Origin of the sequence: Amycolatopsis sp. BJA-103, from assembly GCF_002849735.1 — a bacterium.
Taxonomy (GTDB): domain Bacteria; phylum Actinomycetota; class Actinomycetes; order Mycobacteriales; family Pseudonocardiaceae; genus Amycolatopsis.
Map to the genome: position 1 here is coordinate 1,049,254 of NZ_CP017780.1, position 13,501 is coordinate 1,062,754.

Below are 13,501 nucleotides of genomic sequence, written 5' to 3' on the forward strand. Positions count from 1 at the left end.
GTTGCGGTCCTTGCACGCGCAACTACCGCAACCAGAGGACGAAACGCTCAGGGGTCAGCGGCGCGGGAGGCGGCGAAGCGCCTTGAGGCTCGTGCTCAGGACCCGCGCCCACAGCTTCGGCGGGATTCCGCGACCGGGGCGCAGCGGCATCCCGCGCTGCACCGCGATCGCCTGGGCTTCGGTGTACTTGAGCAGGCCTTCGGCGCCGTTGCGCCGTCCGACGCCGGACTCCTTCATCCCGCCCATCGGCAGTCCCACGGTCCCGAAGGTCGCCGCGAAGCCTTCGTTGACGTTGACGGTCCCGGCCTTCAGCCGCGCCGCGACCTCCCAGCCCGCCCGGCCGTTGCGCGACCACACACTCGCGTTCAGCCCGAACCGCGTGTCGTTGGCGCGCTCGATCGCCTCGGTGACGTCGGTGTAGCCGTAGATCGACACGACCGGCCCGAAGGTCTCTTCGGCGAACAGCTTGACGTCCTCGGTGACGTCGGTGAGGACGGTCGGCTCGTAGAACAGCGGGCCGAGGTCCGGCCGGGCCTTCCCACCGGTGAGCACCGTCGCGCCCTTGGAGCGGGCGTCCTCGACGTGCGCCGACACCGTCGCCAGCTGGTCTTCCGAGGTCAGCGACCCCATCTGTGCCTGGTAGTCGAGCGCGCCACCGAGCCGCACCGCGGCGGTCTTCGCGACGAAGGCCCGAGTGAACTCCTCGCGGATGGACTCGTGGACGTAGATCCGCTCGACCGAAACGCACAGCTGGCCCGCGGAGGAGAAGCACGCGGTCACCGCGCCCGTGGCGGTTTTGGCGATGTCGGCGTCGGGCAGCACGATCATCGGGTTCTTGCCGCCGAGCTCCAGCGAATAGCTCGTCAGCCGTTCCGCCACCTTCGCGGCGAGGCTCTTGCCCGTCGGCGTGGAGCCGGTGAAGCACAGGTAGTCCGACTCTTCGACCAGCGCGTCGCCGATCCGCGAGCCGCGGCCGAGCACGATCTGCCAGACGCCGGCGGGCAGCCCGGCCTCCTCGGCGATTTCCTGCAGCCACAGCGCCGAGAGCGCGGTCTGGTTGTCCGGCTTCTGCACGACGGCGTTGCCCGCCGCGAGCGCGGGCAGGACGTCCATCGCGGTGAGGGCGAGGGGGTAGTTCCACGGCGAGATGATCCCGACGACGCCCTTGGGGTGCCGGATCTCGCCGACCTTCGTCAACACCGGGATCAGCCCGGCGGCGCGGCGCGGCGAAAGGAACTTCGCGCTGTGCTTGCCGTAGTAGGCGGCCACGAGCGCGGTGGCGCTGACCTCGTCGAAGGCGTCCATCCTGGCCTTGCCCGCCTCGATCTGCACGAGGTCGAGCGCCTCTTCCTGACGCTTCAGGACCAGGTCGTGCAGGTGGATCAGGATGCGCTGGCGGTCTTCGACCGGCCGCTCGGCCCACGAGCGCTGCGCCTCCCGCGCCTGGTCGAACACGGCGCGGACGTCGGCGTCGGTGGCCTGGGGGAGGGTCGCGATCGGTTGCCCGGTGAACGGGGCGCGCATCTGGACCGGTGCGGAGTCCTTTCCGCCCACGACCCGCTGCACGAGCCGTTCCGCCCTGGCCGCGGCCGGGGCGCCGGAAACGCCGCCGATGGTGGCCGGACCTTCGGTGTGGTGGCCCGCGCTCGCCGGTGTCGTGCTCGTCATGCCGTCTCCGTTCCATGCCGCGTGGAGCCGGGAGCGCCACGCAGAGCCCAGGTGTTACCGACGAGTACAGCATACTGCCGGTATGGAGACTGTCCAGCTGACGTGAATAAGTTTCACATATTGCCGGGCTGAGGCGGGTTGTCGGGAGACGGGCGCAGGATGTCCTGCTGCTGCAACGCGGAGCCCGAAGGCGGTGTCGGGGGCGACGGAGGCTCGTAGGCCTGCGGCGGAGGTTGCTGCGGATACTGCTGCGGCGGGACTCCGGGCGCGTAAGGCGCGTAGCCGACCGGATAAGGGGACTGACGGGGTGACGCGGGTTCACGGCGGTTGGCCACGACCGCCAGCCCGATGGTGAGCAACGCCACGAGCCCGCCCGCGAGCAGGATCCAGAATCCGCTCCCGGTTCCATAGCGCGAGACGAAGCGGCCGGTGTCCTGCCCGAAACTCAAGCTCGCCGAGATGTCCATGCCGAACATCCAGACCCCGATCGCCGTCCCGGCCCCGCCGGCGATCAGCAGTGTTCTCGCCGTCGTCGCGCCGGGCGAACCCGAATTCCGGCGGTACGACGCGAAGCCCACCGCGGCCCCGGCGAACAGCGTCAGCGCGGCGGCCGACAGCGGGATGCCGTACCGGGCGACATGGGTCTTGTCGTAGAACTCCTTCTCCTCGGCCGACGGCTCGATGTCGAAGGTCCGCGTCCAGCCGGTCTCGGCGAATTTCGACACCGTCTTGCCGTCGGAGAGCTGTTCGTACGTCGACTGCGGCAGAAAGGTCCCGATCAGCATCAGAAGGCCGGCGAAAACCCCCATCATCGCGGCGAACAACCGGGGGAGCCGCACGTCGGACGGTGGTCGTGGCGCGGCGGCGGGAGCTTGGACGGGCTGCATTGCGCTGAACGGGCCAGTCGGTTGGTACGGCTGCTGCTGCGGCGCGCTCATGGTCGGCTCCTCCGCCGGTTCTGTTGTCCAGCAAGGAATTCCACCACGGATCGGGCTGCGAGATAAGTGTCACCTGTGCTCTGGTCAAGCCTGTTCGCGCGTGCTACGCGGGAAGCTTGGACCAGGCGACGTTCGCCATTTCCCTGGCGATGTCGCACGCTTTTGGCGCCTGTACGGCGAGAAGAGCGTGCTCGACCTGGTTCCGGTTCGCGTCCGGGCCGCCGATGTGGCCGGTCAGCACCGTGCAGCCTCCACTGACCTCCTGGACGAAGGAGCGGCGCCCGCCCAGCGTCTCCTCGGGAGCGCTCGCCGTGGCCTTCGGACTCGGGCCGAGGCCGAATTCCAGCCGGGCGAACCGTTCCGCGTTCTGTTCACCCCAAAGACACTGGTGCCGCGACAGATCGCCCTTCCCGGAGACCGCGCCGCCCAGTCGCGCGGAGACCTCGCTGTCGGACAACAAGGCGGAGCAGGCGTCCAGCCGGGCCAGCGACCGGGCCCGGTAGTCGAGATGTGCCGGCTGCTTGCCCGCCGCGAGCGATCGGGCGACGCTTTCCTCGATTTTCGTCACCAGGGTGAGCAAGTCCGGCCCGGCGGCCGCTTCGAAGAACGTGCCGATACGCAGGGACGAATCGTCGGCGAAGATCAGATGGAGCAGAGGCTGGCCCTGGAGGTCCGAGCGGACCATCCGCAGTCCGCGGGGGAGTGACGGTTCGCCGACCGGGGTGGCGCCGGAGAGGCGCTCCCGAGCCCGGTCGTCCGGGAACCCGAAGCTGATCAGGGCGGCCGACCCGGCGATCTCGGTCCGGAACGAGCACGCGCCCATGCTGAGCGTCGGTTCGGCGAGCAGCGGAGACGTCTTCTCGATCTCGGGGAAGTCGAGGATGTCGCAGAAGTTCACGGTCGTGGGGTCGCCGAGTGCTTCGCGCAGCGTCAAAGGCCCCGCGGGCGGAGCGGGTGGTGGCTCGGCCGCGCACCCGGCGAGTACGAGCGCCGCGGCGGCCAGCGCCGCCATCGTTTTGAGAGCCCCCATGGCCGGAGCCTACTCGGCCGCGTCCTCGTACAACATCACCGCGACGCGCTTCCATTCGTCGAGCAATTGCCGCCGCCGCTTCGGATCGCCACCGAGTTCGGCGTCCAGCGCCAGGCCGCGGGTGAGGTTCACGGTCAGCCAGAACAGGATCTCCGCGCGTTCCTTCGGCAGGTCCCCGGCGACCGCGGTGATGTGCTCCAGCGTCGAGCGGCCCAGCGCCCGGTCGACCGGGCGGATCGCCTCGCGGAGTTCGGGATCGGTCCGCGCCGCGACCCACAGTTCCGTGGCGGCCGTGGACAGCGTGCCCGAATAGCCCTCCCACAGCAGGTCGATCGCCGCCGCGACGCCCGAGGCACCTCCGGGGAGCATCGAGAGCGACGCCGCGAGCCGTCCGCGCAGCTTCTCCGTCAGATGCTCGACGGCGGCCGCCATCAGCTCGGCCTTCGCGGAGAAGTGGTGCTGCACGGCGCCCTTCGAGACCCCGGCGCGGGCGCAGATCTCCTGGACCGAGGTGCGTGCGTACCCGAGGTCGACCAGGCAGTCGATGGTCGCGTCGAGCAGGGCGGTGCGGGTCTGCTCCCGCCGTTCGGCCTGCGTCCGGTGGGTCCTGCCCAGTGCGGTCATCGAACCGGTACCCCCTTTACGTGCAGATCGGTACGGATGTACATTCCGCTTGGAACTTACATCCTAAACGTCATGTTTTCCAGGTCCTGATCAGGAGGCGTTGGCCGTGCCCTTGCAGATCCAGAAGAGTTCGTGGAGCACGACGGAGCTCGAAGACCTCCGGGACCTCGCCCGGACGTTCTGCCAGAAGGAACTCGTGCCGAACCAGGAGCGCTGGGCGGCCGAGAAGAAGGTCGACCGCGAGCTGTGGACGAAGGCGGGCGAGGTCGGCCTGCTGGCACTGTCCATCCCGGAGGAGTACGGCGGTGGCGGCGGCACGTTCGCCCACGAGGCCGTGCTCTACGAAGAGCAGGCCCGGTCCGGCGACAGCGCCTGGGGCGTCACCGTCCACAATGGAATCGTCGCGCACTACATCCTCGAGTACGCGGGCGAAGAGCAGAAGAAGGCGTGGCTGCCGAAGTTCGCCTCCGGCGAGATGGTCGGCGCGGTCGCGATGACCGAACCCGGCACGGGTTCGGATCTGCAGAGCATCAAGACCCGCGCGGTGCGCGACGGCGACCACTACGTGATCAACGGCGCGAAGACCTTCATCACCAACGGTTTCCACGCCGACCTCGTCGTCGTCGCGGTGAAGACCGATCCGGACGCGGGCGCGCAGGGTGTCTCGCTGATCGCCGTCGAGACCGACACGCCGGGCTTCAGCCGCGGCCGCGTCCTCGACAAGATCGGACTCAAGGGGCAGGACACCGCGGAGCTCTCCTTCGACGACGTCCGGGTGCCCGCCGCCAACCTCCTCGGTGGACAGGAAGGCCTCGGCTTCATCCAGCTGATGCAGCAGCTTCCGCAGGAACGGCTGATCATCGCCGTCACCGCGGTGGCCGGGATGGAGGCCGCGATCGACCAGACCATCGCCTACACCAAGGACCGCCAGGCGTTCGGCCGCCCGATCTACAACTTCCAGAACACGAAGTTCAAGCTCGCCGAGGCCGCCACCGAGGCCGCCGTGTCCCGCGCGTACCTCGACCAGTGCATCGAGCGGCACCTGCGCAAGGAACTCGACGTGCAGGGCGCGGCGATGGCGAAACTGTGGACCACCGAACGGGTCAACAAGGTCGTCGACGACTGCCTGCAGCTCTTCGGCGGCTACGGCTACATGTCCGAGTACCCGATCGCGCGCGCGTGGGCCGACATCCGGATCTCCCGGATCTTCGGCGGCACCAGCGAGATCATGAAGGAAATCATCTCCCGTACTCTCTGAAAACGTTGCCGTACAAGGAAAGGACGTGGCGATGAAGGCTGGGCCGCTGAGCGGGCTCAAGGTCGTCGAACTGGCCGGGCTCGCCCCGGCGCCGTTCGCCTGCACCATCCTCGCCGATCTCGGCGCGGAGGTGGTCCGGATCGACCGGGCGACCCCGGGCAACGACGTCATCGGCTTCCCGAACGATCCGCTCGCCCGGGGCAGGCGGTCGATCGGGATCAACACCAAGACCCCCGAGGGGGTCGAACTGGTGCTGAAACTCGCCGACGACGCCGACGTGCTCATCGAGGGTTTCCGTCCCGGTGTCGCCGAGCGGATGGGCATCGGGCCGGAGCAGGTCCACGCCCGCAACCCGCGGCTGGTCTACGGCCGGATGACCGGCTACGGCCAGGACGGCCCGCTGGCGACCGTCGCCGGGCACGACATCAACTACATCGGCATCTCCGGCGCGCTCGAACCGATCGGGCACGCCGGGCAGCGGCCGGTGGTGCCGCTCAACCTCGTCGGTGACTTCGGCGGCGGTGGTCTCCTGCTCGCGATGGGCGTGCTGGCGGCGTTGTTCGAACGCCAGACCTCCGGCAAGGGCCAGGTGGTCGACGCGTCCATGGTGGACGGCGCCGCGTTGCTGACCACCAGCCTGCACGGGCTGCTGGACTCCGGGCTCTGGCCCGGCGGGCGCGGCGAGAACATGCTCGACGGCGGCGCGCCGTTCTACGACACCTACGAGACCGCCGACGGCAAGTACGTCGCCATCGGCGCGATCGAGATGCGGTTCTGGGGCGACCTGGTGAAGGTGCTCGGCCTCGATCCCGAGGAGACGCCGGTCCACGTCGACAAGAACGAGTGGCCGAAGCTGCGCAAGATCGTCGCCGAGGCGGTCGCGAAGCACACTCGCGACGAACTGGTCGCGAAAGCCGAAGGCACCGACGCGTGCTTGACGGCGGTGCTTTCGCCCCGTGAAGCACCGTCGCATCCGCACAACGTCGCGCGTGGGACGTTCGTCGACGTCGGCGGCATGCTGCAGCCAGCACCCGCGCCGAGGTTCGACCGCACGCCGTCCGCGACGCCGGAACCGCCGCGGCCCAAGGGCGGCGACACCGCCGACGTCCTCGCGGAGCTCGGTGTGGACGCCGACGGGATCGAGCGGCTCAAGGCCGCGGGCACGATCGTCTAGCCGCGTTCCGGGTCGGGGCCCAGGTCCGATCGCACCATCGAATAGAGGATGTGGTCGCGCCAGGCCCCGTCCCGGAACGCGTAGCCGCGCAGCACGCCTTCCTTGGTGAAGCCCGCCTTCGTCAGGGAACGCTGCTCCGCGACGTTGCCGGCCTCCGTCGACGCCTCGACGCGGTTCATCTGCGTGTGCGCGAAGAGGTAGCGGACCAGCAGCCGCTGGGCCTCGGTCCCGTGGCCGTGGCCGCGCGCCTCGGGGATGAGCACCAGCCCGGCGTTCCAGCAGAACGACGTCGACCCGCTCCTGGTCTTGTGCCAGGAGACGAAGCCGAGCCGCTGCCCGGCGAGCTCGATCATCAGCATCCCGTTGTCCGCCGCGAGCATGCCGGTCTCGGTCCAGCGGCGGCGCAGGAAATGCGGGTCGTGCCAGCCATGCCATTCGAACGAGCCCGCGGCCTGGGGATCGTTCGTCAGGCTCTCGAGCATCGGCAGGTCGGCTTCGGATACCGGTCTGAGCGCTACTCCGGTTTCGGTCATTTGACAGAGACTAGGACCGCGGGGTGCCGAAATCGCCGTGACGCCCCGCGCCGTCACTGAACCGGCTCGCGCCCTTCACCGCCTCTTCGGCGAGCCCGCTGCCGATCAGCGCGTTCGAGAACTCGGCGCGCATCGCCTCTTCTTCGGTGAGCCCGTACTGGCCGTACGCGGATTTGCGATCCGCGCGCAGACAGGCTTGCGGGAACGCGGCCAGCTCACGCGCGAGTGCTTGCGCGGCCGAAAGCGCCTCGCCGTCGGGGACGACCCGGTTCGCCAGCCCGATCGCGAGCGCCTCGTCCGCCTCGACCGGGCGGCCGGTGAGGATCAGGTCCATCGCCCGCGAGTGCCCGATCAGCCGGGGGAGCCGCACCGTGCCCCCGTCGATCAGCGGAACACCCCAGCGGCGGCAGAAGACCCCGAAGACGGCCGTGCTGTCGGCGACCCTCAGATCGCACCACAGCGCCAGTTCCAGGCCACCCGCGACGGCGTGCCCGCGGACCGCGGCGATCACCGGCTTCGACAGCGTCATCCGCGACGGCCCCATCGGCCCGTCACCCACCGGGCCGAGCGAGTTGGTGCGGTCGGTGCCGACGGCCTTCAGATCGGCTCCGGCGCAGAACGCGTCACCCGAACCGGTGAGGACGGCGACCGCGGCCTCCTCGTCGGCGTCGAACGCCCGGAACGCTTCCGCCAGCGCGGCCGCGGTCGGCCCGTCCACCGCGTTGCGGGCGTCGGGCCGGTTCAGCGTGACCGTCGTCACCGGTCCTTCCCGGTGGACGAGAACGTTTTCGCTCATCATTCGCTCCTCGGGGGAAACCGGGTGGGCATCAAGGCCCGAATCTCCTTAAAGTGGTGACAAAGTCCGCAGTGCGCGCGGAGTCATCGTCTGGACACTACGGTGTGATGGGATGGAGCCATGTCGCCCGGCTTGAAGAAATTCGTTGTGATCGCCGTCGTCGCGCTCGTGCTCTTCTTTCTGATCAGCAGGCCGACCCAATCCGCCGACGCCGTCCACACCGCGCTCGGCTGGCTCCGGTCCGGTGCCGAAGCCATCGTGACGTTCGTCCGGAGCCTCTTCTCCTGACCCCGTCGTGACCTCACCGGTGTCCCTGGCGACGCCGGTGATCACCGTGCGCGTCCACCAGCCGTTATCACTCAGCGTCACCCGTCTCGCATTTCGGTCGGGCGACTCGACCATCCGGGTGGATTGCCCCCGAAAACCCGCTGGTCGACGAATTCGTGCCCCAGAAGCTCTGGCGGAAAAGACCTCCGCGCCCCTACGGTGCTCACATTGCGTGATCGGTTGGTCCTCCAGGCGCCGGAGCCGGCCTCCTGGGCGAAGGGTTTCCGCAGGTGCAAGCCCCAGGGCAGCGGAACTTTCAGCCGGGCAAGTAAGTCAGGACTTGTCAGTCGGGGAATCATGAGGAGGCAGGGATGACCGGAGATCCCGGAGTCGATGCGTTGATCCGGCAGTGGGCCGCCGAGCGTGAGCAGACCCCCGAGGAGCAGGAGACCGACCGGATCGCGTCCGCGTGGCTCGCCGACGCTCCCCGTCAAGCTCCCGGTATCCCCGGCCAGCGTCAGCAGTCCGGCCAGGCGCGCTGGGCGCCGGTCGAGGCCGCGGACCCCGGCTACGTCGACGCGATGCGCAGCCGTCTTCCCGAGGTCCCGCGGGACCTGCTCGTCGCGGCCGCCGGCTGGTGGCAGATGGTCGGCGGCGTCGCCGAGGCCGAAGCCTGGTGGGACGCCGGCATCAGCCCGCTCGACCAGCGTGCGCTGGACTACCGCGCGGCCGGGCTCGCCCCGTCCGACCTGAGCCGCCGTCTCGGCCCGATGACCGTCTTGCAGCACCTTCGCCGCGGCAGCGCCCCGGCCTGGTGCGTGGCACGGCTGGCGAGGCAGCAGAAGTCCGCCTGATGAGAACTTCTCGCACGCGCGGGTGAACCGGCGTGGCAGGGGCGATCTCGGCAACCGCGTAACGCTAACCTGCGCGGGCTCGTTGTTCGAGCATCGGTCGTGATCGCCGCCCACGCTGGAGGACTCGCTTCGTGCGCACCACCCCGGAAAACGACGAGCTCGTCGCCGACCCGGCCAAGCCCGCTCCGCCACGCCGCGGGGTGGGCGCCGCCGTCTTCGGCAGGCTGGTCATCGTGCTGGCCGTACTGGGTCTCGCCGGGGGTGGGATCTGGCTGGTGACCAAGGCGTCCGCCCCGGTCGCGAGCCCCACGACGATGGAGATCCCCGCCCTTCAGGTCAAGGCGGCGGACGTCAAACCGGGCACGGTCGTGCCGGTCAACGCCACCCCCGCCGGCGGCGCGGCCCAGCAGACCTCGCCGCAGCAGGTACAGCCGAAACCGGGCAAGGATCCCCTGGCGGCCTGGACCGAGCGGGCCGCGCAGGCCACCGGCATCCCGGCCAGGGCGCTGCTCGCCTACGGCAACGCAGAACTGGCGATGCGCCAGATGCAGCCGAACTGCAAGATCTCGTGGGCCACCCTCGCGGGCATCGGCCGGATCGAGTCGAACCACGGCCAGTACGGCGGCGCCGTCCTCGGCCAGGACGGACGGCCCTCGAAGCCGATCATCGGCGTCCCGCTCGACGGCTCGCCCGGCGTCAAGGCGATCGGCGACACCGACGGTGGCCAGTTCGACGGCGACGCGGCCGTCGACCGCGCGGTCGGCCCGATGCAGTTCATCCCCAGCACCTGGCGCCGGTACGCCGCCGACGGCAACCGCGACGGCGTCGGCGACCCGCAGCAGATCGACGACGCGACGCTGGCGGCGGCGCGCTACCTGTGCGTGAACAACCGGGACATGTCGGCCGCCTCGGGGTGGTGGCAGGGGATCCTGTCGTACAACAACTCGACCGAGTACGCGCAGAAGGTCTTCGGGCTGGCGGACGACTACGCGAAGGCCGTCCAGACCGCTAAGTGACGCACGACTGAGGAGTCGCTGGTCCGGGCGACCGTGAGGCCCCACCAGCCGGTTCGGGTGTCGCGAAAGCCACTTTCGCGACATCTGACGTCCCGAAAGTGGCTTTCGCGACACAGCCGCTGGGCGTCCGGACCAGCGATCACTCGCACCCAGAATCCAGTAGGCACCTAAGACACTCCTGGCTCTAACCCGAATCGCCACTCACGACCACCGCCACCGCGAGTCACGAGAAGCATCCTCTCGCCTCGACCCAAGGATGAAAAGATGTCATGAAAGGGGCTTTCAGGACGAAAAATGTCCTGAAAGCCCCTTTCATGACACGCCGCGGGGCCAGGCGGGCCGACCGGGACCAAGGTCCCGACCGGCCCGGTCGCCGAACTTTCGCCGCGCGCCCAGTGCTAGCGTCGATGCGTGCCCGCCTCGTCCGTCGCCCTGCGCCGTCTCGGCATCGCCGGCGTCTGCCTGGTGAGCCTGGCGCTGTGCTGCGGGCTCGCCTGGTGGCAGTGGGAGCGGTTCTCCTCGGCCAGCGGGACGTTCCAGAACCTCGGCTACGTCCTGCAGTGGCCGCTGTTCGGGCTGTTCCCCGCGTTCATGTTCTGGCGGATCCGCAAACTCCGCCGCCAAGCCGCGGAAGCCGACACTCCGGAGCAGACGGCCGAGGCCGCCGTCCCCGAGGTGCCCGCGCCCCGGCGGAGGCCCGCCCCGGCGCCCGCTCCCGAAGACGACGAGCTCGCCGCGTACAACAAGTATTTGCGCGAACTCAACGCCCGCGACAAGTAGTTCCCAGAGAGGTTCGAGACGCTATGACCACCCGAACTGACGACGCCGCCCCGGCCCGCTCGGTCTCGCTGGGCGGGCCGCTGATCCGGTTCCGCTTCGCGGCGTACGCCACCGGTGTGGCCCTGCTCGGGCTGGTCGTCGAGATGCTGCTGCAGTACGTCTTCAGTGTGGAACTGCCCCAGTTCGTGAAGATGATCCCCATGGTCCACGGCGGGCTTTACCTGATCTACCTGCTGCTCGCGGTCGACCTCGCGATCAAGGCCCGCTGGTCGATGAAGGGCACTCTCCTCGTGCTGATCGCCGGCTGCATCCCGTTCTTCTCCTTCGTGATGGAACGCAAGGTCACGCACAAGGTCCAGACGGGCGTGAAGCTCTAAGCCCGGCGCCGGAAGGTCAGCGCCACCACGAAGGACAAAGCCGTCACCACGGCGGCGGTGGCGAACGCCGCCGTCATCCCGTCGACCGTGGTCTCCGCCGGGCTCCCGGACGGGGTCCGCGTCACCGCGCCGAACACGGTGATCAGGATCGCGAGCCCCAGGGTCGCCCCGACCTGCTGCAACGTCTGCAGGACGCCGCCCGCCGCACCCGCGTCTTCGGTGGGCACGGTCGCCATGATGATCACGCTGAGCGGGGAGAACGCCAGCCCCGCGCCGACGCCCATCAGCAGCATCGGGCCGAGCAGGTGGGAGAAGTACCCGCTGTCGGTGGTGAGGGTGGTCAGCCAGACGACGCCGCCGGTCATCAGCGCCGTCCCGGTCAGCGCCAGCGGTTTCGGGCCGAACCGGGGGAGCAGCCTCGGGATCAGCCTGCTGAGCCCGAACATGCACACCGCCATCGGCAGGAAGGCGAAGCCGGTCTCCAGCGCGGCGAAACCCGCGATGTCCTGCAGGAACTGGGTCAGAAAGAAGAAGAGCGACATCATGGCCATCGGCCCGAGGAAGAAGTTGACGTAGGCCGCGGCCCGGTTGCGTTCCGCGAACAGCCGCAGCGGGATGAGCGGCTGGCTCACCCTGGTTTCGATCGTGAGGAACGCGGCCAGCAGGGCCAGTCCTGCCGCGAGGCTGCCGAGGGTGACGGTGTCGCCCCAGCCGTCCGACGCGGCGTGGGTGAACGCGAACACGAGCGAGCCGACGCCGAAGGTGCCGGTGAACGCGCCGGGCAGGTCCAGGCGTGCCCGTCGGCGAGGGGGGTCGGCGACGTATCGCGAGGTGAGCAGGACGATCGCGAGCCCGAACGGGACGTTGATGTACAGCGCCGCCCGCCACGAGATCCATTCGGTCAGCAGCCCGCCGAGCAGCAGGCCGATCGCGAAACCGCCGCTGGACATCGCCGAGAACAGCGCCAGTGCGCGCACCCTGGCCTTGGCCTCGGTGAACGTGCTGGTGATCAGCGCCAAGGTGCTCGGCCCGGCCATCGCGGCGCCGACACCCTGGGCGATCCGGGCCGCGATCAGCATCTCCGCCGAGCCGGCGAGGCCGCCGAGCAGGGAGGCGGCGGTGAACACGGCCGCGCCGACGACGAACATCCGGCGACGGCCGAACAGGTCGCCCGCGCGCCCGCCGAGCAGCAGCAAGCCGCCGAAGACGAGGCTGTACGCCGTCATCACCCAGGACAGGCCGGTGTCGGTGAAACCGAGGTCGGTCTGGATCCGGGGGAGCGCGACGTTCATCACCGTCGCGTCGAGGATGAGCATGAGCTGGCAGGTCAGCACGATCGGCAGGACCAGCCGGTGTGGGGGCGGTGGGGCCTCGGCCGTCTCGGGCCTAGGCTCGATACGCAGGGTTCGCTCGGTCAAGGAATACTCCAAAGACGTAACGAGATGAAGCGGAGAGACTCTCCACTTGAGGTCGTGAGCGATGATATGGAGAGACTCTCCGCTTACGCAAGTGGATTCGGAGAATGTCTCCGTTTTCGTCGCCCGAGGAGGTGCAGATGGTCACGGCCGATCCGGACCGGCCCATGCGCGCGGACGCCCGGCGCAACTACGAGCGCATCGTGGCCGTGGCGAAGGAGGCGTTCACCGCCGACGGCGTGGACGTGCCCGCCGACGACATCGCCAAACGCGCCGGTGTCGGCGCGGGCACGTTGTACCGGCACTTCCCGACGCGCGACAAACTGGTCGAGGCCGTCTACCGCGACGAGATCGACGGGCTGGCGCAGCAGGCCTACGACCTGCTCGAAGAGCTGCCGCCGGGGAAGGCGCTCGAGACCTGGCTGGCCACGCACGTCGTCTACGTGGTCGAGAAACACGGGCTGGCGATGACGTTGAAGGCGTCCGTCGACGCGGGCTCCGAGGTCTTCGCCTGGTGTCAGTCACGGCTGCGGGGCGCGTCCGACACGATCGTGAAGGCCGCTCAGGACGAGGGCGTGATCCGGCCCGACGTCCGAGGCGTCGACATCCTGCGGCTCGGCCACGGGGTCGGTTCGGCCGCGAGCAAGGCGTCACCCGAGGACACCCAGCGGCTGCTCGCGATCGTGCTGGACGGCCTGCGGACCTCTCCCGGCGTGCTATGAAAGGCCCGTTACTTGCAAATTTTGCAAGTAACGGGCCTTTCATGGCATC

The 13,501-nt window shown here is 69.3% G+C and carries 15 protein-coding genes; 8 read left to right on the forward strand and 7 right to left on the reverse strand.

Going from position 1 to position 13,501, the window contains the following annotated elements:
- Nucleotides 1-54: 54 nt before the first annotated feature.
- The 4 genes from BKN51_RS04855 to BKN51_RS04870 all read right to left on the reverse strand — a co-directional run bounded on the left by BKN51_RS04855 (nt 55) and on the right by BKN51_RS04870 (nt 4,260).
- The gene (locus BKN51_RS04855; protein ID WP_101606478.1) at nt 55-1,668 is read right to left on the reverse strand and encodes a succinic semialdehyde dehydrogenase; all 1,614 of its coding nucleotides are present in this window, start codon (nt 1,666-1,668) and stop codon (nt 55-57) included.
- 113 nt (nt 1,669-1,781) lie between these two features.
- Nucleotides 1,782-2,606, reverse strand: coding sequence for a hypothetical protein (locus tag BKN51_RS04860; protein ID WP_101606479.1), 825 nt, complete (start codon nt 2,604-2,606; stop codon nt 1,782-1,784).
- A 103-nt stretch (nt 2,607-2,709) separates the two neighbouring features.
- A complete protein-coding gene (locus BKN51_RS04865; RefSeq protein WP_101606480.1) occupies nt 2,710-3,636 on the reverse strand; it encodes a hypothetical protein in 927 nt (308 codons plus the stop codon).
- Nucleotides 3,637-3,645: 9 nt separating this feature from the next.
- Nucleotides 3,646-4,260, reverse strand: coding sequence for a TetR/AcrR family transcriptional regulator (locus BKN51_RS04870; protein ID WP_101606481.1), 615 nt, complete (start codon nt 4,258-4,260; stop codon nt 3,646-3,648).
- A 106-nt stretch (nt 4,261-4,366) separates the two neighbouring features.
- On the opposite strand from BKN51_RS04870, the gene BKN51_RS04875 reads away from it, so the two are divergent.
- Together BKN51_RS04875 and BKN51_RS04880 are read left to right on the forward strand one after the other, a co-directional pair.
- The gene (locus BKN51_RS04875; protein ID WP_101606482.1) at nt 4,367-5,518 is read left to right on the forward strand and encodes an acyl-CoA dehydrogenase family protein; all 1,152 of its coding nucleotides are present in this window, start codon (nt 4,367-4,369) and stop codon (nt 5,516-5,518) included.
- Between the two features lie 31 nt (nt 5,519-5,549).
- Nucleotides 5,550-6,692, forward strand: coding sequence for a CaiB/BaiF CoA transferase family protein (locus tag BKN51_RS04880; protein WP_101613044.1), 1,143 nt, complete (start codon nt 5,550-5,552; stop codon nt 6,690-6,692).
- Here BKN51_RS04880 and BKN51_RS04885 read toward each other — a convergent pair.
- A complete protein-coding gene (locus BKN51_RS04885; RefSeq protein ID WP_101606483.1) occupies nt 6,689-7,225 on the reverse strand; it encodes a GNAT family N-acetyltransferase in 537 nt (178 codons plus the stop codon). The two genes, BKN51_RS04880 and BKN51_RS04885, sit on opposite strands and share 4 nt — an antisense overlap.
- Before the next feature lie 10 nt (nt 7,226-7,235).
- Nucleotides 7,236-8,021 carry a crotonase/enoyl-CoA hydratase family protein gene (locus BKN51_RS04890; protein ID WP_101613045.1) on the reverse strand — a complete coding sequence of 262 codons (786 nt, stop codon included), beginning with the start codon at nt 8,019-8,021 and terminating at the stop codon, nt 7,236-7,238.
- 132 nt (nt 8,022-8,153) lie between these two features.
- Between BKN51_RS04890 and BKN51_RS43475 the strand changes: the two genes are divergently transcribed.
- The 5 genes from BKN51_RS43475 to BKN51_RS04910 all read left to right on the forward strand — a co-directional run bounded on the left by BKN51_RS43475 (nt 8,154) and on the right by BKN51_RS04910 (nt 11,315).
- Complete coding sequence (locus BKN51_RS43475) at nt 8,154-8,309, forward strand: hypothetical protein (RefSeq protein ID WP_162182762.1); 156 nt, start codon at nt 8,154-8,156, stop codon at nt 8,307-8,309.
- A gap of 350 nt (nt 8,310-8,659) precedes the next feature.
- Nucleotides 8,660-9,142 (forward strand): transcriptional regulator, encoded by a 483-nt coding sequence (locus BKN51_RS04895; RefSeq protein WP_101606484.1) that lies wholly within the window; start codon nt 8,660-8,662, stop codon nt 9,140-9,142.
- A gap of 131 nt (nt 9,143-9,273) precedes the next feature.
- Complete coding sequence (locus BKN51_RS04900; protein ID WP_101606485.1) at nt 9,274-10,158, forward strand: lytic transglycosylase domain-containing protein; 885 nt, start codon at nt 9,274-9,276, stop codon at nt 10,156-10,158.
- 411 nt (nt 10,159-10,569) lie between these two features.
- The gene (locus tag BKN51_RS04905; RefSeq protein WP_168214266.1) at nt 10,570-10,938 is read left to right on the forward strand and encodes a hypothetical protein; all 369 of its coding nucleotides are present in this window, start codon (nt 10,570-10,572) and stop codon (nt 10,936-10,938) included.
- A gap of 23 nt (nt 10,939-10,961) precedes the next feature.
- Nucleotides 10,962-11,315 carry a DUF3817 domain-containing protein gene (locus BKN51_RS04910; protein WP_101606486.1) on the forward strand — a complete coding sequence of 118 codons (354 nt, stop codon included), beginning with the start codon at nt 10,962-10,964 and terminating at the stop codon, nt 11,313-11,315.
- Here BKN51_RS04910 and BKN51_RS04915 read toward each other — a convergent pair.
- Complete coding sequence (locus tag BKN51_RS04915; RefSeq protein ID WP_101613047.1) at nt 11,312-12,733, reverse strand: MFS transporter; 1,422 nt, start codon at nt 12,731-12,733, stop codon at nt 11,312-11,314. The genes BKN51_RS04910 and BKN51_RS04915 overlap by 4 nt on opposite strands.
- 137 nt (nt 12,734-12,870) lie before the next feature.
- Between BKN51_RS04915 and BKN51_RS04920 the strand changes: the two genes are divergently transcribed.
- Entirely contained in the window at nt 12,871-13,452 is a 582-nt protein-coding gene (locus BKN51_RS04920) for a TetR/AcrR family transcriptional regulator (protein ID WP_101613048.1), read from the forward strand.
- Nucleotides 13,453-13,501 lie beyond the last annotated feature (49 nt).